The 17,308-nt window shown below is 66.1% G+C and carries 14 protein-coding genes; 10 read left to right on the forward strand and 4 right to left on the reverse strand.

The window, feature by feature from the left end; all coding sequences use genetic code 11:
- Positions 1-452: 452 nt before the first annotated feature.
- The 3 genes from HFK18_RS14805 to HFK18_RS14815 all read right to left on the reverse strand — a co-directional run bounded on the left by HFK18_RS14805 (position 453) and on the right by HFK18_RS14815 (position 4,827).
- Entirely contained in the window at positions 453-1,661 is a 1,209-nt protein-coding gene (locus tag HFK18_RS14805) for an acetyl-CoA C-acyltransferase (RefSeq protein ID WP_180166842.1), read from the reverse strand.
- Positions 1,662-1,759: 98 nt separating this feature from the next.
- Positions 1,760-4,132 carry a 3-hydroxyacyl-CoA dehydrogenase/enoyl-CoA hydratase family protein gene (locus HFK18_RS14810; protein WP_089240532.1) on the reverse strand — a complete coding sequence of 791 codons (2,373 nt, stop codon included), beginning with the start codon at positions 4,130-4,132 and terminating at the stop codon, positions 1,760-1,762.
- Between the two features lie 26 nt (positions 4,133-4,158).
- Positions 4,159-4,827: a TetR family transcriptional regulator gene (locus HFK18_RS14815; RefSeq protein ID WP_025875011.1), complete on the reverse strand. Its 669-nt coding sequence runs from the start codon at positions 4,825-4,827 to the stop codon at positions 4,159-4,161.
- 346 nt (positions 4,828-5,173) lie between these two features.
- On the opposite strand from HFK18_RS14815, the gene ndk reads away from it, so the two are divergent.
- The 7 genes from ndk to der all read left to right on the forward strand — a co-directional run bounded on the left by ndk (position 5,174) and on the right by der (position 11,793).
- Positions 5,174-5,599 carry a nucleoside-diphosphate kinase gene (ndk, locus tag HFK18_RS14820; RefSeq protein ID WP_008265389.1) on the forward strand — a complete coding sequence of 142 codons (426 nt, stop codon included), beginning with the start codon at positions 5,174-5,176 and terminating at the stop codon, positions 5,597-5,599.
- Between the two features lie 10 nt (positions 5,600-5,609).
- On the forward strand, positions 5,610-6,815 hold the full coding sequence (gene rlmN / locus HFK18_RS14825; RefSeq protein ID WP_032977561.1) for a 23S rRNA (adenine(2503)-C(2))-methyltransferase RlmN: 1,206 nt from the start codon (positions 5,610-5,612) through the stop codon (positions 6,813-6,815).
- Positions 6,802-7,590, forward strand: coding sequence for a type IV pilus biogenesis/stability protein PilW (pilW, locus tag HFK18_RS14830; RefSeq protein WP_180166843.1), 789 nt, complete (start codon positions 6,802-6,804; stop codon positions 7,588-7,590). The genes rlmN and pilW overlap by 14 nt, the downstream gene beginning before the upstream one ends.
- Before the next feature lie 18 nt (positions 7,591-7,608).
- A complete protein-coding gene (locus HFK18_RS14835) occupies positions 7,609-8,469 on the forward strand; it encodes a RodZ domain-containing protein (protein WP_180166844.1) in 861 nt (286 codons plus the stop codon).
- 64 nt (positions 8,470-8,533) lie between these two features.
- Entirely contained in the window at positions 8,534-9,172 is a 639-nt protein-coding gene (locus HFK18_RS14840) for a tetratricopeptide repeat protein (RefSeq protein WP_025874997.1), read from the forward strand.
- The gene (gene bamB, locus HFK18_RS14845) at positions 9,172-10,380 is read left to right on the forward strand and encodes an outer membrane protein assembly factor BamB (protein WP_140227102.1); all 1,209 of its coding nucleotides are present in this window, start codon (positions 9,172-9,174) and stop codon (positions 10,378-10,380) included. The genes HFK18_RS14840 and bamB overlap by 1 nt, the downstream gene beginning before the upstream one ends.
- Before the next feature lie 15 nt (positions 10,381-10,395).
- Positions 10,396-11,793 (forward strand): ribosome biogenesis GTPase Der, encoded by a 1,398-nt coding sequence (gene der, locus HFK18_RS14850; RefSeq protein ID WP_025874993.1) that lies wholly within the window; start codon positions 10,396-10,398, stop codon positions 11,791-11,793.
- Positions 11,794-11,853: 60 nt separating this feature from the next.
- On the opposite strand, the gene HFK18_RS14855 is transcribed toward der, so the two are convergent.
- The gene (locus HFK18_RS14855; protein ID WP_180166845.1) at positions 11,854-12,888 is read right to left on the reverse strand and encodes an alcohol dehydrogenase catalytic domain-containing protein; all 1,035 of its coding nucleotides are present in this window, start codon (positions 12,886-12,888) and stop codon (positions 11,854-11,856) included.
- A 106-nt stretch (positions 12,889-12,994) separates the two neighbouring features.
- On the opposite strand from HFK18_RS14855, the gene HFK18_RS14860 reads away from it, so the two are divergent.
- From HFK18_RS14860 to HFK18_RS14870, 3 genes are all read left to right on the forward strand, one after another.
- Complete coding sequence (locus HFK18_RS14860; RefSeq protein WP_180166846.1) at positions 12,995-13,924, forward strand: LysR family transcriptional regulator; 930 nt, start codon at positions 12,995-12,997, stop codon at positions 13,922-13,924.
- A 145-nt stretch (positions 13,925-14,069) separates the two neighbouring features.
- Positions 14,070-15,206, forward strand: a complete 1,137-nt coding sequence (gene moeB, locus HFK18_RS14865) for a molybdopterin-synthase adenylyltransferase MoeB (RefSeq protein WP_180166847.1) — start codon at positions 14,070-14,072, stop codon at positions 15,204-15,206.
- Between the two features lie 217 nt (positions 15,207-15,423).
- Entirely contained in the window at positions 15,424-17,259 is a 1,836-nt protein-coding gene (locus tag HFK18_RS14870) for a monovalent cation:proton antiporter-2 (CPA2) family protein (protein ID WP_180166848.1), read from the forward strand.
- Positions 17,260-17,308 lie beyond the last annotated feature (49 nt).

Genomic DNA, 17,308 nt, shown 5'->3' on the forward strand with positions numbered 1-17,308 from the left:
TCTACCTCGATGCTCGAAAATGATCCTATCGAGTGTCCAAGTTGATTAGACCACCGCAACCCGTCCATGGGGGCTCGATGGCGCCATCCATGGCGCCAACGGTCCTGCAAAGGCCCACCCGTCCCGCCAGCCTGGTTTCCTGCGGGCGCGGACGGGTAGGGCGGAATCAAGGGCAAGGGCAAAAGCAAAAAAAAGGCAGCCATTGGCTGCCTTTTTCGTGGCTCTGACCCCATCGTGGAAAGCATCCACGCATGGCGTGGATCTACTGCCTTTGCTCACCCCTCCGCCGCGCGGAATGTTGGGTGGTCCGGGTGGGTGAGGCTGACCGGGACTGTCAGCGGCATGGATGCCGCTGCCAAGCCCCCATGGATGGGTTTACGGCGTGTCCCGGGCAGCCTCACCCACCCGGGCCCTTCAATACACCGACACGTCCGCCGGCAACGCCTTGAACCTTACAGCGCCTCGAAAATGCCCGCCGCGCCCATGCCGGTGCCGATGCACATCGTCACCATGCCGTACTTCTGCTGGCGACGACGCAGGCCGTGCAGCAGGGTCGCGGTACGGATCGCACCGGTCGCACCCAGCGGGTGGCCCAGGGCGATCGCGCCGCCCAGCGGGTTGACCTTGCTCGGGTCCAGGCCGCAATCGCGGATCACCGCCAGCGACTGTGCAGCGAAGGCTTCGTTGAGCTCGATCCAGTCCAGCTGGTCCTGGGTCAGGCCGGCCTGCTTCAGCGCCTTCGGAATCGCGGCGATCGGGCCGATGCCCATCACTTCCGGGCGCACGCCGGCCACCGAGAAGCTGACGAAACGGGCCAGCGGGGTCAGGCCGTAATCCTTGATCGCCTGTTCCGACGCCAGCAGCACCGCGCCGGCGCCATCGCTCATCTGCGAGGAGTTGCCGGCAGTGACGGTGCCGCCGAACTGGCCGTTGCGGAACACCGGGCGCAGCTTGGCCAGGCCTTCAGCGGAGGAATCCGGACGCGGGCCTTCGTCGGTGTCGGCAACCTTGTTGCGGGTGATGATGCGCTTGCCGTCGGCCAGGTCGGGCTGGTGCGAGATGATCTCGTACGGGGTGATCTCGTCCTTGAAGTCGCCGTTCTGGATGGCGGCCATGGCCTTCTGGTGCGAGGCGAGGGCGAACGCATCCTGGTCTTCGCGCGAGACCTTCCATTCTTCAGCGACCTTCTCGGCGGTGATGCCCATGCCGTAGGCGATGGCGACGTGGTCGTTGTCGAACACGCTCGGCGCCATCGCGATCTTGTTGCCCATCATCGGCACCATCGACATCGATTCGGTGCCGCCGGCCAGCATCAGGTCAGCATTGCCAAGGCGGATCGCGTCGGCCGCCTGCGCCACGGCCTGCAGGCCGGAGGAGCAGAAGCGGTTCACGGTCTGCGCGGCGATGGTGTTCGGCAGGCCGGCCAGCAGCACGCCGATGCGGGCGACGTTCATGCCCTGCTCGGCTTCCGGCATCGCACAGCCGATGATCGCGTCATCGATGCGGTTGACGTCCACGCCCGGCGCCTGTGCGACGACGCTGCGCAGCACGTGGGCGAGCATGTCGTCGGGGCGGGTGTTGCGGAACATGCCCTTGGGCGCCTTGCCAACCGGGGTACGGGTGGCGGCGACGATGTAGGCGTCCTGGATTTGCTTGGTCATTGCAGTGATCTCTCGAAGTTTTTTGCCGGTGTGCCCACCAAGGTGGGCACCTACCAGAGGCAGAGGGATGCCGACCCGAAGCCGGCACCCACCATCAATCAATTACGCAGCGGCTTGCCGGTCTTCAGCATGTGCGCGATGCGGGCCTGGGTCTTTTCCTGCTGGGCCAGTTCGACGAAGTGCTTGCGCTCCAGGGTAAGCAGCCACTCTTCGTCGACCAGGGTGCCGCGGTCGACCTTGCCGCCGCACAGTACGGTGGCGATGCGCTCGGCGATCTCGTAGTCGTACGGGCTGATGAAGCGGCCTTCCAGCATGTTGACCAGCATCATCTTGAAGGTCGCGATGCCGACGTCACCGGCCACCTGGATGCGGCGTGCCGGCAGCGGCGGACGGTAGCCTGCTTCGGCCAGCGCACGTGCTTCGGCCTTGGCGATGTACAGCGCTTCGTAGCTGTTGAACACCACCTTGTCGGTGCTGCGCAGCAGGCCCAGTTCCTGGGCGTTGACCGCCGAGTTGGACACCTTGGCCATCGCCACGGTCTCGAAGGTCTTCTTCAGTTCGGCGAACACGTCACCGCCCGGGCCTGCGGCCTGCGAGGCGCGCACGGCCAGTTCCTTCAGGCCGCCACCGGCCGGCAGCAGGCCGACGCCGGCCTCGACCAGGCCGATGTAGCTTTCCAGGAAGGCCACGGTCTTGGCGCTGTGCATCTGGAATTCGCAGCCGCCACCCAGGGCCAGGCCACGCACCGCAGCCACCACCGGCACCAGCGAGTACTTGATGCGCTGGCTGGTGCGCTGGAAGTTGTGCACCATTTCCTCGAACTGGTCGACCTTGCCGGCCTGCAGCAGGCCGAGCGCGCCGGCCAGGTCGGCACCGGCGGAGAAGGGCTCCTTCTGCTGCCAGATCACCAGGCCCTGGAAGTCCTTCTCGGCGCGCGTGACGCACTCCTGCAGGCCGTCCAGCACGTGGTCGGACACGGTGTTCATCTTGGTCTTGAAGCTGACCACGGCGATGCCATCACCGTCGTGCCACATGCGCAGGCCGTCGTTCTCGAACACGGTCTCGCCCGGTGCGAACTTCTCGCCCAGCAGCGGATCGGGGAAGCGCTGGCGCTGGTACACCGGCAGCGACGAGCGCGGCAGCTTGGCGTTGCGCGACGGGCTGTAGCTGCCCTCGGCGGCGTGCACACCGTCGCGGCCATCGAACACCCAGTCCGGCAGCGGGGCGTTGCTCATGCTCTTGCCGGCCACGATGTCATCGGCGATCCACTGTGCGACCTGCTTCCAGCCGGCGGCCTGCCAGGTTTCGAACGGGCCCAGCGACCAGCCGTAGCCCCAGCGGATGGCCAGGTCGACGTCGCGCGCGGTCTCGGCGATGTCGGCCAGATGGTAGGCGCTGTAGTGGAACAGGTCGCGGAAGGTCGCCCACAGGAACTGCGCCTGCGGATGCTGGCTCTCGCGCAGCTTGGCGAACTTCTCGGCCGGGTTCTTGATCTTCAGGATCTCGACCACTTCCGGTGCGGCGGCGCGGTCAGCCGGACGGTAGTCCTGCTTTTCCAGGTCCAGCACCACGATGTCCTTGCCGACCTTGCGGAAGATGCCGGCGCCGGTCTTCTGGCCCAGTGCACCCTTGGCAATCAGCGCATCCAGCCACTTCGGCGACTTGAAGAATTCATGCCACGGGTCATTCGGCAGGGTATCGCCCATGGTCTTGATGACGTGGGCCATGGTGTCCAGGCCGACCACGTCGGAGGTGCGGTAGGTGGCCGACTTCGGGCGGCCGACCAGCGGGCCGGTCAGGCCGTCCACTTCATCAAAGCCCAGGCCGAACTGCTGGGTGTGGTGGATGGTGGACAGGATCGAGAACACGCCGATGCGGTTGCCGATGAAGTTCGGGGTGTCCTTGGCGTACACCACGCCCTTGCCCAGGGTGGTGACCAGGAAGGCTTCCAGGCCTTCCAGCACGCTGGCGTCGGTGGTAGTGGCCGGAATCAGCTCGGCCAGGTGCATGTAGCGCGGCGGATTGAAGAAATGCACGCCGCAGAAGCGGTGGCGCAGCTGTTCCGGCAGCACGTCGGCCAGCTTGTTGATGCCCAGGCCCGAGGTGTTGGAGGCCAGCACCGCGTGGTCGGCCACGAACGGGGCGATCTTCTTGTACAGGTCCTGCTTCCAGTCCATGCGCTCGGCGATGGCCTCGATGATCAGGTCGCAGTCCTTCAGCTGTTCCAGCCCGGTCTCGTAGTTGGCCGGGGTGATGGCTTCGGCCAGCGACTTGCTGGCCAGCGGTGCCGGGCTCAGCTTGCCGAGGTTGGCGATCGACTTCAGCACGATGCCATCGGCCGGACCTTCCTTTGCGGGCAGGTCGAACAGCACGGTGTCGACGCCGGCATTGGTGAGGTGGGCGGCGATCTGGGCACCCATGACGCCGGCACCCAGCACGGCGGCGCGGCGGACTAGCAGGGAATTGGACATGGTGTAGGGCCTTTGTTGGTCAGCAGTTACTGGGTGGAATCAATGGAGGCGGGCAGGGCGCTGCCGCTGCGGGCGGCGGCGCGGAATCCGGCCTCGGCGAAATGGATCAGTTCATGCGCGGCATGGGCACGATGCGCCGTTTCGGTGACACCGGCGGGTCGCTTGATCAGCCCGAAATCGGCCATGGCATAGGTCAGCGAGCCGGCCAGAAAATCCAGGCGCCAATAGAGCTCCTCCTTGCTCAGGCCAGGCACGCAGGTGGCGATCGCCTTGCCGAACTCACGCAGCACGTGGCCGTAGTGGTCGGACAGGAACTTGCGCAGGTTGTCGTTCTTTTCAGCGTAGGCACGGGCGATCACGCGGACGAAGGCGCCGCCGTTCTGGCGGTCCTGGGCCAGCGCCAGGGCCGGCTCGACGAAGGCGGCCAGCACCGGCCGCAGTTGCCCAGGGTGTTCGTTGCGGGCGCGCTCGAGCTGGGCCAGGCGGGCACCGGTCATCTCGTCCATGCGGCGGCGGAACACCTCGTTGACCAGGTTTTCCTTGGAGCCGAAGTGGTAGTTCACCGCAGCGATGTTGACGTCGGCCTGGCTGGTGACCTGGCGCAGCGAGGTGCCGGCAAAGCCGTGCTGGGCGAACAGCTCCTCGGCGGCGCCGAGGATCCGGTCCTTGGTCGAGAAGTGGGCGGGCTTGGCCATCGGGCGGGCGGACCTTAATCAAACGATTGTTTGATACTAGAACCAGACGGTACCGTATGGCATTTTGCAGTGCAGCAAAAATGCTTGGCCCGGTCAGATTTCACTCAGGTGGGTGAATGGGCGGACCTGAACCTGTAGAGCCGAGCCCATGCTCGGCTGCTCTTCGGCCCAAAGGCCAGCCGAGCATGGGCTCGGCTCTACTGGAGGGCCGCACGGCCCTCTACCACGCGCGGGCTTTATCTTTTACAATCCGCACACGTTTATCAGGCTAAGCCCGCGTTTCGACGCGGCTTTTTTTTTGTTACCCTTCGGGCCATCAGCGGCCCGATTCCATTGGAGACATCCCATGGCGCTGGAGCGCACCCTTTCGATCATCAAGCCGGACGCCGTTGCCAAGAACGTCATCGGCGAAATCTACGCCCGCTTTGAAAAGGCTGGCCTGAAGGTCGTGGCCGCCAAGTACAAGCAGCTGTCGCGCCGTGAAGCCGAAGGCTTCTACGCCGTGCACCGCGAGCGTCCGTTCTTCAACGCACTGGTCGAGTTCATGATCTCCGGTCCGGTGATGATCCAGGCCCTGGAAGGCGAGAACGCCGTCCTGGCCCACCGCGACCTGCTGGGCGCCACCAACCCGAAGGAAGCCGCTGCGGGCACCATCCGCGCCGACTTCGCCGAATCCATCGATGCCAATGCCGCCCACGGCTCGGACTCGGTCGAGAATGCAGCGATTGAAATCGCCTACTTCTTCGCCGCCACCGAAGTCGTCTCGCGCTGAGAGTAATGCCGTGAACGAGGTCGTACAGAAAATCGCCATCCAGCCGCTGCCGAAGTCGGCACCCACGGCTGGCAAGCAGAACCTGCTCGACCTCGATCGCGCGGGCCTGGAGAAGTTTTTCGTCGAGGTTCTCGGCGAGAAGAAATTCCGCGCCCATCAGGTGATGAAGTGGATCCACCATCGCTACGTCACCGAGTTCGATGAGATGACCGACCTCGGCAAGGTCCTGCGCGCCAAGCTGCAGGAGCATGCCGAGGTCCTCGTCCCGAACATCATCTTCGACAAGCCTTCCGCCGACGGCACCCACAAGTGGCTGCTGGCGATGGGCGTGGATGGCAAGAACGCCATCGAGACCGTGTACATCCCCGACAAGACCCGCGGCACGCTGTGCGTGTCCTCGCAGGTCGGTTGCGGCCTGAACTGCACGTTCTGCTCCACCGCTACCCAGGGCTTCAACCGCAACCTGACCACCGCCGAGATCATCGGCCAGGTGTGGATTGCCGCGCGCCACCTGGGCAACGTGCCGCACCAGATGCGCCGCCTCACCAACGTGGTGATGATGGGCATGGGCGAGCCGCTGATGAATTTCGACAACGTCGTGCGCGCCATGAGCGTGATGCGCGACGATCTGGGCTACGGCCTGGCCAACAAGCGCGTGACCCTGTCGACCTCCGGCCTGGTGCCGCAGATCGACCGCCTGTCCACCGAAAGCGACGTGTCGCTGGCGGTGTCGCTGCATGCGCCGAACGACGAGCTGCGCGAGACCCTCGTGCCGCTCAACAAGAAGTACCCGATCGCCGAGCTGATGGCCTCCTGCGCACGCTACCTGCGCGCCAACAAGCGCCGTGAATCGGTCACCTTCGAATACACCCTGATGAAGGGCATCAACGACCAGCCCGAGCATGCCCGCCAGCTGGCGCGGCTGATGCACCAGTTCGACAACGCGGTGCAGGCCAGGGACTCGGGCAAGGTCAACCTGATCCCGTTCAACCCGTTCCCGGGCACCCGCTACGAGCGTTCCGAAGAAGCGCATATCCGCGCCTTCCAGAAGATTCTGCTCGACAGCAACGTGCTGACGATGGTGCGCCGTACCCGTGGCGACGATATCGACGCCGCCTGCGGCCAGCTCAAGGGCCAGGTCATGGACCGCACCCGCCGCCAGGCAGAGTTCAACAAGACACTGCAGGCAGGGAAGGGGAGCGATGCGGCGGCCTGATCGCCTGCCGGTGGCCCTGTTCGCAGGCGCGCTGGCACTGGCAGCGGGCGGTTGCACGACCACGAGTGAGATTCCGATCGGCCCGGGCGGGGTCGCGCCGATCCACAGCGTCCGCGATGCGCCGGGCGTACGCCAGAAGTTCCACTACGAGGATCTGCTGGCGCTGGCCGCCCGCGACATGCAGGTGGGCAATCTGGACGAGGCCGAGCGCAAGGTGCGCCGTGCGCTGAAGCTCCAGCCCAGCGAGGTGGATGCGGTGATGCTGCTGGCCGGAGTCGAAGACCGCAGGGGGCGCGAGCAGCAGGCGGGGGATGGTTTCCGTCGCGCTGCGGAGCTGGCGCCGAAACGCGGTGACGTGCTCAACAATTACGCGGCATGGTTGTGCCAGCACGGCCACTCGGCCGAATCGCTGGTCTGGTTCGATCGTGCCCTGGCTGCCCCGGACTACGCCACGCCCGCTGCTGCCCTGGCCAATGCCGGTGGTTGTGCGTTGGACGCTGGCCAGCTTGAACGCGCCGAGCGCGACCTGCGGGCCGCTCTGGCGCAGGTGCCGGACAACCCGGTCGCCCTGGAGGCGATGGCCCAGCTGAGCTACCGACACGGCCAGTTCATGGAGGCCCGGGCCTTCGCCGAACGTAGGATTGCGGCTGCACCGGCCACGCGTTCCGTGTTACAACTTGCGTCTGAAATCGAGGCGCGACTGGGTGATCAGGCGGCATCTGATCGCTATCTTCAGCGGATTCGACAGGAATTTCCGCAGGACGCGGGCTCCTAACTCCAGGGTTGATGCATTGTGATTGATGACCAGACTGTGAGCGATCTCGAGACTGTGGCCGGCTGCGGCACCCGCCTGCGCCAGGCCCGCGAGGCCGCCGGACTGACCCTCGAAGACGTCGGCCAGCGCCTGCGCATGCCGGTTCAAGTGGTGAAGTCGCTCGAGCACGAGCAGTGGCAGAAGCTGGGTGCGCCGGTGTTCGTGCGCGGCCAGCTGCGCAGCTATGCCCGCCTGCTCGGTGTCGATGTCAGCGAGCTGCTGGAACAGGCCCAGGTTGGCCCGGTGGTTCCGCCGACCCTGGTCAGCCACACCCACACCCCGCGTGCGCGCCGGATCGCCGAGAATCTCGGCCGCCGTGCGCTGTATGTCGGTATTACCGCCGTGCTGGCGGTCCCGGTCTGGTTCGCCACCCGTGGCCACTTCGATGGCACCGCGCCTTCGCCGAACACCGCCTCGCTGGACGTGATCCCGGCCGCCGTACCGGTTACCCCGGCCGGTCCCGGGTCCGCCGCTGCAGCGCCCGCCGAAGTGGCGGCCGCGCCCGTCATCAAGCCGACCGCTACCCCCTACGTCGCCTCGCTGGCCCCGGTGCCGCGGGCTGCGCCGGCGCCGGCCGCCAACCTGGACATGCAGTTCAGCGGCGACAGCTGGGTCGATATCGGTGGCCCCGATGGCGCCACCGTGGAGAAGGCGCTCATCAAGTCCGGTGAGAGCCGTAGCTTCACACCGGGCCAGGTTGCCCGCGTCACCTTGGGCAATGCTTCGGCGGTCCAGGTTCAGCAGAACGGCGCTATCGTCGATCTGACGCCCTATCAGCGAGCCAACGTGGCACGCTTTCAGGTATCCTCTGAAGGCTCCGTTGTCCCGGTTTCACACTGAGGCGCGGTTTCACCACCTTCGATAATCCCAATGGTCCCTCCCGACGGGCGGGGCGAGAGTACGCATGGCGATCGACGACCTGCTCGACGAGCACGAACAAAGTGAACGCGTCCGCAGCTGGCTGCGGAAGAATGGTGCCAGCATCCTCGGTGGCGTAGTCATCGCCATCGGTGCCATTGCCGGCTGGCAGTGGTACCAGAAGGACCAGGGCGGCAAGCTGGCCTCGGCCAATGTCGAGTACCAGAAGGCCCTGGTGGGCCTGCAGCAGAACAAGCTCGACGACGCGGCCAAGGCGGTCAAGGCGCTGGAGGCTGGCCCGTCCAGCATCTACGGCGACCTGGCGGCGCTGCAGCTGGCCAAGGCCCAGGTCGATGCGGGCAAGAATGAAGAAGCGCTGGCTACGCTGCGCGCGGTGAAGGTCGAAGGCGACCTGCAGCGCGTGGTCGACCAGCGCGTGGCGCGCCTGCTGGTGGCTACCGGCAAGGGCGATGAAGCGATCAAGCTGCTGGGCAGCGCCACCGACAGCAGCAGCCTGGAAATCCATGGCGATGCGCTGATGGCGCAGGGCAAGCGTGACGCGGCCCGCGAACAGTATGAGAAGGCGCTGAAGACGCTGGACGTGGCAGCGCCGCAGCGGCGACTGCTGGAAACCAAGGTTATGGACGCCGGCGGCACCGTCGCCGCCCCTGCGGAGTCGGTTTGATGAGTCAGAAGGTCATGATCACGCGCGTCGCCACCGTACTCCTGCTCGGTATGGCGCTGTCCGGTTGCAGCACCATGAAGGGCTGGTTCGCCGGCAAGGACGCAGCAGCGAAGAAGGCACAGGAGCCGGCGGAACTGGTGAAGTTCGAGCCGACCCTGAAGGTCAACAAGGCCTGGTCGGTCAACCTCGGCAAGGGCGAGCGCCGCATTGGCGTGCGCCAGGGCCCGGCAGTGGCCAACGGTCACGTGTTCGCCGCGGCGATCACCGGTGGCGTGCACGCCATCGACCTGCAGACCGGCAAGAAGGTCTGGACCTGGGAGCCGAAGAAGGAAAAGAAGAAGGCCAAGCTGCGGCTGTCCGGTGGTCCGGGCGTCGGCGAGAACCTGGTGGTCATCGGTACCCTCGATGGCCAGGTGATCGCGCTGGACATCAACGATGGCAGCGAGAAGTGGCGCGCACGCGTGCCGAACGAAGTCATCGCCGCGCCGGCCATTGCCCAGGGCATGGTCTTCGTGCGCAGCAATGATGGCCGCGTCACCGCGTTCGATGCCGGCAACGGCACCCAGAAGTGGTTCAACCCGAGCGAGCTGCCGGCGCTGACCGTGCGTGGCAACGCGGCGGTGGTGGCCGGTCCGGGCGTGCTGTTCATCGGCAAGGACGAGGGCAGCGTTGCTGCGCTGGCCATGCAGGACGGCCGCACGCTGTGGGACCAGAACGTCGGCACCGGCGAAGGCCGTACCGAGCTGGACCGCATGGCCGACGTTGATGGCGCCCCGGTGCTCGACGGCAATACGCTGTTCGTGAGCAGCTTCAAGAACCAGACCATGGCCATCGAAGGCCCGACCGGTCGCCCCCTCTGGGCGCGTGACCACGGCGGTGCCGGTGGTGTGGCGGTGTCTTCGGGCAATGTTTTCGTTACCGACAACAAGGGCGGCGTGTTCGGCCTGGACAAGGCCAGCGGCGCGGCGATGTGGTCGCAGACCGCACTGGCCCGGCGCTCGCTGACCGGTCCGGCGCTGCACGGCGACTACGTGGTGGTCGGTGACTACAAGGGATACCTGCATTGGCTGCAGGCCTCCGATGGCGCGATGGCGGCGCGGGCGAAAAGCGGCGGTGATGCGCTTCTGGCCCAGCCAATCGTCGTCGATGGGGTGCTGCTGGTGCAGAACGTTGATGGCAAGCTGACCGCATTCCGGTTGGCAAATTAATACGGAGTAATCGCGATGCTGCCTTTGGTCGCCCTGGTTGGACGGCCGAATGTCGGCAAGTCGACCATATTCAATGCACTGACCCGTACACGTGACGCCCTGGTCCATGACCAGCCCGGCGTCACCCGGGACCGCAACTATGGCGTCTGCCGGCTTGACGAGGACAACCATTTCCTCGTCGTCGATACCGGCGGCATCGCAGAGGAAGAAGAAGGCCTGGCTGGCGCTACCACGCGCCAGGCCCGCGCTGCCGCTGGCGAAGCTGACCTGATCCTGTTTGTCGTTGATGCCCGCGAGGGCACCTCGGCGATGGACGATGAGATCCTGGCCTGGCTGCGCAAGCTGTCACGCCCGACGCTGCTGCTGATCAACAAGATCGACGGCACCGACGAGGACACCGTGCGTTCGGAGTTTGCCCGCTACGGCTTCAGCGAGATGCTGACCGTGTCGGCGGCCCACCGCCAGGGCCTGGACGACCTGCTGGACGAAGTCATCCAGCGCCTGCCGGAAGAGGGCAGCGGCGAAGAACTGGACAACGATCCGAACCGCGTGCGCATCGCCTTCGTCGGCCGCCCGAACGTGGGCAAGTCGACCCTGGTCAATCGCATCCTCGGCGAAGAGCGGATGATCGCCTCGGACGTGCCGGGCACCACCCGCGATTCGATCTCGGTGGACCTGGAGCGTGACGGTCGTGAGTATCGCCTGATCGACACCGCCGGCCTGCGTCGCCGTTCGCGCGTGGACGAGGTCGTCGAGAAGTTCTCGGTGGTCAAGACCATGCAGTCGATCGAGCAGTGCCAGGTGGCCGTGCTGATGCTCGACGCCACCGAAGGCGTGACCGACCAGGACGCCACCGTGCTCGGCGCCGTGCTGGATGCCGGCCGCGCGCTGGTGATCGCGATCAACAAGTGGGACGGCCTGACCGACTATCAGCGTGAGCAGGCGGAAACGATGCTGTCGTTGCGCCTGGGCTTCGTGCCGTGGGCCGAATCGGTGCGCATCTCGGCCAAGCATGGTTCGGGCCTGCGCGAGCTGTTCCGTGCGGTGCACCGCGCGCACGAATCGGCGAACAAGACCTTCACCACCAGCGAAGTGAACAAGGCGCTGGAAGTGGCCTACGAGACCAACCCGCCGCCGACCATCCGCGGCCATGTCTCCAAGCTGCGTTATGTGCATCCGGCCGGCGCCAACCCGCCGACCTTCATCGTGCACGGCACCCGCCTGAAGGAACTACAGGAATCGTACAAGCGCTACCTGGAGAACTTCTTCCGCAAGCGCTTCAAGCTGATCGGTACGCCGGTGCAGTTCATCTTCCGCGAGGGTGCCAACCCGTACGAAGGCAAGAAGAACGTGCTGACCGAACGGCAGGTCAAGGCCAAGCGGCGCTTGATGAAGCACGTCAAGGGCAAGTGATCCACGAGAAGGCGGCCGCAGGGCCGCCTTTTTCGTTGTGGCGCGTTACGGCGCGCTTTCTCAGGCGCTGCCCCACGGCAGCAGCACCCCGCGGAACCTCATCCTGCCCGATGCCAGGCGGTCATAGGCCTCGGTCGCGTGGTCCAGGTCAAAGGTCTCGACCATCGGCTTTACCTTGCCGGTGGCGGCAAGCGCCAGCACTTCGCCAAGATAGTGCTGGCCACCATGGGTGGCGCCGATCACGCGCTGGCGCATCATGTGGAACGGTACGCCGTCGGACGAGATCGAGAAGGGCTGGCTGAAGTCCAGCCCGCACAGCACCACGCGTCCATCGACACGCAGGCCGGTCATGGCTTCTTCGGCCGAGCTGAATTCGTTGGTGGTCACCAGCAGCACGTCGGCGCCGCCGATCGCCTTCAGTTCCTTGCCACTGGCAACGACCTGGTCGGCGCCCAACTGCAGGGCAAGTGCATGCTTGTCCGCGGAATGCGTGATTGCGATGGTCTCGAAGCCACAGGCTCTGGACAGCTGCAGGGCGACGTGGCCAAGCCCGCCGATGCCAAGTACCGCGATCTTTTCCCGTGGCTGGGGTGCCGCATCGCGCAACCCGCTCCAGGTCGTGTAGCCGGCACACATCATCGGCGCCGCATCCACGTAGGAGAGTCCGTCAGGCAGCAGTACCGTGCCTTCGGCGGAGATCGCGATGTACTGGGCATGGCCACCCTGCGCGGCGAAGCCGGTGGTGCGAGGTGCATCGCAGTTCATTGCCGTCTGTCCGGACAAGGGACGGTTCTCGCGGCAGTAAGGGCAACGCCCGCAGGACGACTGGACCCACGTGCTGCCCACGCGATCGCCCACCCGGCGCGAGTGCACGCCGGCGCCCACCTCCACCACTTCTCCGACTACTTCGTGCCCCGGCGTCTGGGGATAGATGTCGCCACCGTAACCCTGGGTTGCCCATACATCGGTGTAGCACATGCCGGACGCGTGAACCTTGACCAGTATCTGGCCCGGTTCGATCGCGGGTACCGGGACGTCCTGTACCTGCCACGGCTTGTTCGGCCCGGTCATCACAACCGCCTTCATCATCTTCATCGTCTTGATCCTGTCTCGGTGGATGAGCGCCGAGGGCCTGCGCCCGCGACAGCGCTGAGCGTAGAATCCGCTGACTATCAAGACAATCGCTTCAATATCTGACGACATGGTGAATCTCATTCAGCAATCGGGTGGGGGTGATCTGGCCGCCTTCACCGCGTTCCTCGCAGTGGCAGCGCATCGCAGCTTCCGCAGTGCGGCCGCGGAGTTGAACATCACGCCGTCGGCGATCAGCCATGCCATCAAGACGCTGGAGCAGCGGCTGGGCGCACGCCTGTTCAATCGCACCACGCGCAGCGTCTCGCTGACCGACGCCGGCGAGCGCTTGGCGGAAAAGCTGCGGCCGGCAATGGCGTCCATCGAGGAGGCGCTGCAGTCGGTGGATACCGAAGCGGGCGCGCCGCGTGGCACCGTCCGCATCAATGCCAGCGAAGGGGCCATACGGCTCGTGCTGAAACCGGTGCTTGCACGGTTCCTCCGCCAGTACCCGCAGGTGCATCTGGACATCGTCAGTGACGGCAGATTGGGCGATATCGTTTCGGACGGTTTTGATGCGGGTATCCGCCTTGCCGAAGCCGTGCCGCGGGACATGGTGGCGGTAGCGGTGACGCCGCCCATGCGGTTCGCGGCGGTTGCCTCACCGGCGTACTTGGACGCGCGTGGACGGCCACTGCGGCCACTGGATCTGCATCAGCACGACTGCATCCGCTTCCGGTTCGAGAGCGGGGCGATCTATCGCTGGGAGTTCGAGCGCCAGGGCGTCACCGAGCGGGTCAACGTCTCCGGGCCGATCACGCTGACGGATCAGCCGTTGATGGTCGACGCCGCCGTTGACGGCATCGGTATTGCGTTCGTTCCCGAGCATCTGGTGCTGGAGCCGTTGGCCGATGGTCGCCTGCTTCGGTTGCTTGAGGACTGGTGTCCCGAGTTCCCCGGTCTTTCGCTGTACTACCCGGGCCATCGGCATGTTCCTCCCGGGCTGAAAGCGCTCATCGGTGTTCTTCAGCAGCAGGTTGGAAGCAGTCAGCCGGCATAGCGCCTGGCTACGCTTGTGGTGCACCTGTAGAGCCGAGCCCATGCTCGGCTGCTTTTCGCGCATTGCCGCGCGCCAGCCGAGCATAGGCTCGGCTCTACAGATCCTGGTCAAGGCGGGTCGATGCCACCTGCGCGATAATGCGGCCATGAGCATTCCAGAGCTTTCCCCCGAACAGGCGCGAGTGCGCGTGGCCCATGGCGCGGTGCTGATCGACGTGCGCGAGGCGCATGAGCGGGCCGGCGGCATGGCCGAAGGTGCGCGCGGCGTGGCCAAGGGTGAATTGCTGGCTGACGCGGTCGCGCACCTGCCGCTGCCGGACCAGGAAATCCTGCTGATCTGCCAGAGCGGCAAGCGCTCGGCCGATGCGGCGCAGGCGCTGCTGGATGCGGGCTACACCAACGTCGGCTCCGTCGCTGGCGGCACCGTGGCCTGGCGTGAGTTGTCGCTGCCGTTGGTGCAGCCGCTGACCAGTGCCGCCGACCGCGATTTCTACGACCGCTACTCGCGCCATCTGCTGCTGCCGCAGGTGGGCGAGGGCGGCCAGCGCCGGCTGCAGCAGTCGCGGGTGCTGGTGCTGGGCGCCGGTGGGCTGGGCGCACCGGCCGGCTTCTATCTGGCGGCCGCCGGGGTAGGGCACCTGCGTTTCGCCGACCACGACCGCGTGGAGCGTAGCAACCTGCATCGGCAGATCGTGCATACCGAGGCCAGCGTCGGCCAGCTGAAGGTCGATTCGGCGCGCGAGCGGCTGCTGGCATTGAACCCGTCCATCGAGGTCGAGGCGGTGCCCGAGCGGGTGACTTCGGAGAACGTGGACCGCCTGCTGCAGGATGTCGATGTGGTGCTGGACGGCTCGGACAACTTCCCGCTGCGCTACCTGCTCAACGACGCCTGCATCAAGCACGCCAAGCCGATGGTCTACGCCGCCATCGAGCGCTTCGACGGCCAGGTGAGCGTGTTCGACGCCGGCCGCCAGCGTGGCGTGGCGCCGTGCTACCGCTGCCTGTTCCCGGAGCCGCCGCCGCCGGAGTTCGCGCCCAACTGCTCCGAGGCAGGCGTGCTGGGCGTGCTGCCGGGCCTGGCCGGGGTGCTGCAGGCCACCGAAGTGCTGAAGCTGCTGCTGGGCATCGGCGAGCCGTTGGTGGGGCGCCTGCTGCGTTTCGATGCGCTGGGCATGCGCTTCCGCGAGACCGGCATCGGGCCGGACCCGCAGTGCCCGGTGTGTGCGCCGGGTGTGCCGTTCCCCGGGTATATCGATTACGCCGCGTTCTGTCGGGGCGGGTGAACCGGTCGGGGCGTCATCCACGCATGGCGTGGATCTACTAATGCGCCGGTAGATCCACGCCATGCGTGGATGGATGCGTCCGGTTTCGGGATGATGTTGGGGGTCATTCCGGGCATCGTTCCATCTCCAAGACAATAAAACGCAACACACGTGCTATTGCCGTCATCGGTGTTGCTCTATCGTTGAGGCCGATTTCGATTTCCGGGGAACCCACCGCATGGCGGTAGAAGCAGCGACCAGCGAGCTGGTCAAGGTCGTCGCCCTGTTGGGCGCAGCGGTGGTGATGGTGCCGCTGTTCCGTCGGCTCGGCCTGGGCTCGGTGCTGGGCTACTTCGCCGCCGGCCTGGCGATCGGCCCGTTCGGGCTGGGCTGGTTCTCCGACCCGCAGGCGATCCTGCATACCGCCGAACTCGGCGTGGTCATGTTCCTGTTTGTCATCGGCCTGGAAATGCGGCCCTCGCACCTGTGGAGCCTGCGCAAGGAAATCTTCGGCCTGGGCACGCTGCAGATCGTCACCTGCGCGCTGGTGCTGACCAGCATCGCCAAGCTGTTCGGGCTGCCGTGGCAGATCGCCTTCATCGGCGCAACCGGCTTCGTGCTGACCTCCACCGCAGTGGTGATGCAGCTGCTGGCCGAGCGCGGCGACATCGCGCTGCCGTCGGGGCAGAAGATCGTCTCGATCCTGTTGTTCGAAGACCTGCTGATCGTGCCGTTGCTGGCGCTTGTTGCGTGGATGGCACCAGCCGCCGGCAGCGCCGATGGCGAGGGCTCGCGCTGGATGTCGGTGGCGATCGGCGTGGGCGCCATCGTCGGCCTGGTGCTGGTCGGCCGCTTCCTGCTCAATCCGCTGTTCCGCGTACTGGCCGAATCGAAGGCGCGCGAAGTGATGACCGCCGCCGCACTGCTGGTGGTGCTGGGTGCGGCGCTGCTGATGCAGCTGTCCGGGTTGTCGATGGCGATGGGCGCGTTCCTGGCCGGCGTGCTGCTGAGCGAATCGACCTTCCGCCACCAGATCGAAGCGGACATCGAACCGTTCCGCGGCATCCTGCTGGGCCTGTTCTTCCTCAGCGTGGGCATGGCGCTGGACCTGGGCGTGGTGGCCGGCAACTGGCCGATGATCCTCGGCCTGGTGGTGGCGCTGATGGCGGCCAAGGCGCTGTGCATCTACGTGGTGGCGCGACTGATGGGCAGCGACCATGCGCAGGCGCTGGACCGTGGCGTGCTGATGGCGCAGGGCGGCGAGTTCGCCTTCGTGCTGTTCTCGGCGGCTGCCAGCGCCGGCGTGATCAGCTTGGACATCAATGCCAACTTCACCGCCGTGGTGGTGCTGTCGATGGCACTGACGCCGCTGGTGGTGCTGGTCTACAAGCGCGTGGCGCCAAAGCCGACCGTCAGCCTGGAAGGCGTGGATACCGCCGATGGCCTGTCCGGCAGCGTGCTGCTGATCGGCTTTGGCCGCTTCGGCCAGGTGGCCAGCCAGTCGCTGCTGGCCCGCGACGTGGACGTGACCATCATCGACAACGACGTGGAGATGATCCACAACGCCGAGCGCTTCGGTTTCAAGATCTATTACGGCGACGGTACCCGCTTGGACGTGCTGCATGCCTCCGGTGCGGGCAGTGCGCGGGCGGTGGCGGTGTGCGTGAACAATGCCGAGGATGCCGACCGCATCGTCGAACTGGTGGCCCATCAGTTCCCGCAGGCCAAGCTGCTGGTGCGCTCGTTCGACCGTGAGCATTCGCTGCGGCTGATCCATGCCGGCGTGGACTTCCAGATCCGCGAAACCTTCGAGTCGGCGCTGCTGTTCGGGCAGGCCGCGCTAGTGGAGCTGGGCGCCGAGGAAGACGACGCCCGCGAGATCGCCGAGCAGATCCGCGAGCGCGACGCCGAACGCTTCGAACTTGAAATGGCCGGCGGCAATCTGCGGGCCGGCGCGCATATGGTGTTCGGCAGCGCGCTGCCGGGTGTGCCGACGCCGACGCCGTTCACCGCGCCCAAGCGCAAGGCACGCACGCTCAATGCGGATGAAGTGCCGGAAGAAGAAGAGGAATGACCGTCACGCGCCGCGCTTCGCGCTCGCCGGGCATGGCCCGGCGCTACCG

This window comes from Stenotrophomonas sp. SbOxS2 (assembly GCF_013416715.1).
GTDB classification, from domain to species: Bacteria; Pseudomonadota; Gammaproteobacteria; order Xanthomonadales; family Xanthomonadaceae; genus Stenotrophomonas; species Stenotrophomonas lactitubi.

What these genes read in the sequence shown, in the direction of transcription:
- HFK18_RS14805 (WP_180166842.1), bottom strand. Translation starts at nt 1,661, where the DNA reads ATGACCAAGCAAATCCAGGACGCCTACATCGTCGCCGCCACCCGTACC.
- HFK18_RS14810 (WP_089240532.1), bottom strand. Translation starts at nt 4,132, where the DNA reads ATGTCCAATTCCCTGCTAGTCCGCCGCGCCGCCGTGCTGGGTGCCGGC.
- HFK18_RS14815 (WP_025875011.1), bottom strand. Translation starts at nt 4,827, where the DNA reads ATGGCCAAGCCCGCCCACTTCTCGACCAAGGACCGGATCCTCGGCGCC.
- ndk (WP_008265389.1), top strand. Translation starts at nt 5,174, where the DNA reads ATGGCGCTGGAGCGCACCCTTTCGATCATCAAGCCGGACGCCGTTGCC.
- pilW (WP_180166843.1), top strand. Translation starts at nt 6,802, where the DNA reads ATGCGGCGGCCTGATCGCCTGCCGGTGGCCCTGTTCGCAGGCGCGCTG.
- HFK18_RS14840 (WP_025874997.1), top strand. Translation starts at nt 8,534, where the DNA reads ATGGCGATCGACGACCTGCTCGACGAGCACGAACAAAGTGAACGCGTC.
- bamB (WP_140227102.1), top strand. Translation starts at nt 9,172, where the DNA reads ATGAGTCAGAAGGTCATGATCACGCGCGTCGCCACCGTACTCCTGCTC.
- der (WP_025874993.1), top strand. Translation starts at nt 10,396, where the DNA reads ATGCTGCCTTTGGTCGCCCTGGTTGGACGGCCGAATGTCGGCAAGTCG.
- HFK18_RS14855 (WP_180166845.1), bottom strand. Translation starts at nt 12,888, where the DNA reads ATGAAGATGATGAAGGCGGTTGTGATGACCGGGCCGAACAAGCCGTGG.
- HFK18_RS14860 (WP_180166846.1), top strand. Translation starts at nt 12,995, where the DNA reads ATGGTGAATCTCATTCAGCAATCGGGTGGGGGTGATCTGGCCGCCTTC.
- moeB (WP_180166847.1), top strand. Translation starts at nt 14,070, where the DNA reads ATGAGCATTCCAGAGCTTTCCCCCGAACAGGCGCGAGTGCGCGTGGCC.
- HFK18_RS14870 (WP_180166848.1), top strand. Translation starts at nt 15,424, where the DNA reads ATGGCGGTAGAAGCAGCGACCAGCGAGCTGGTCAAGGTCGTCGCCCTG.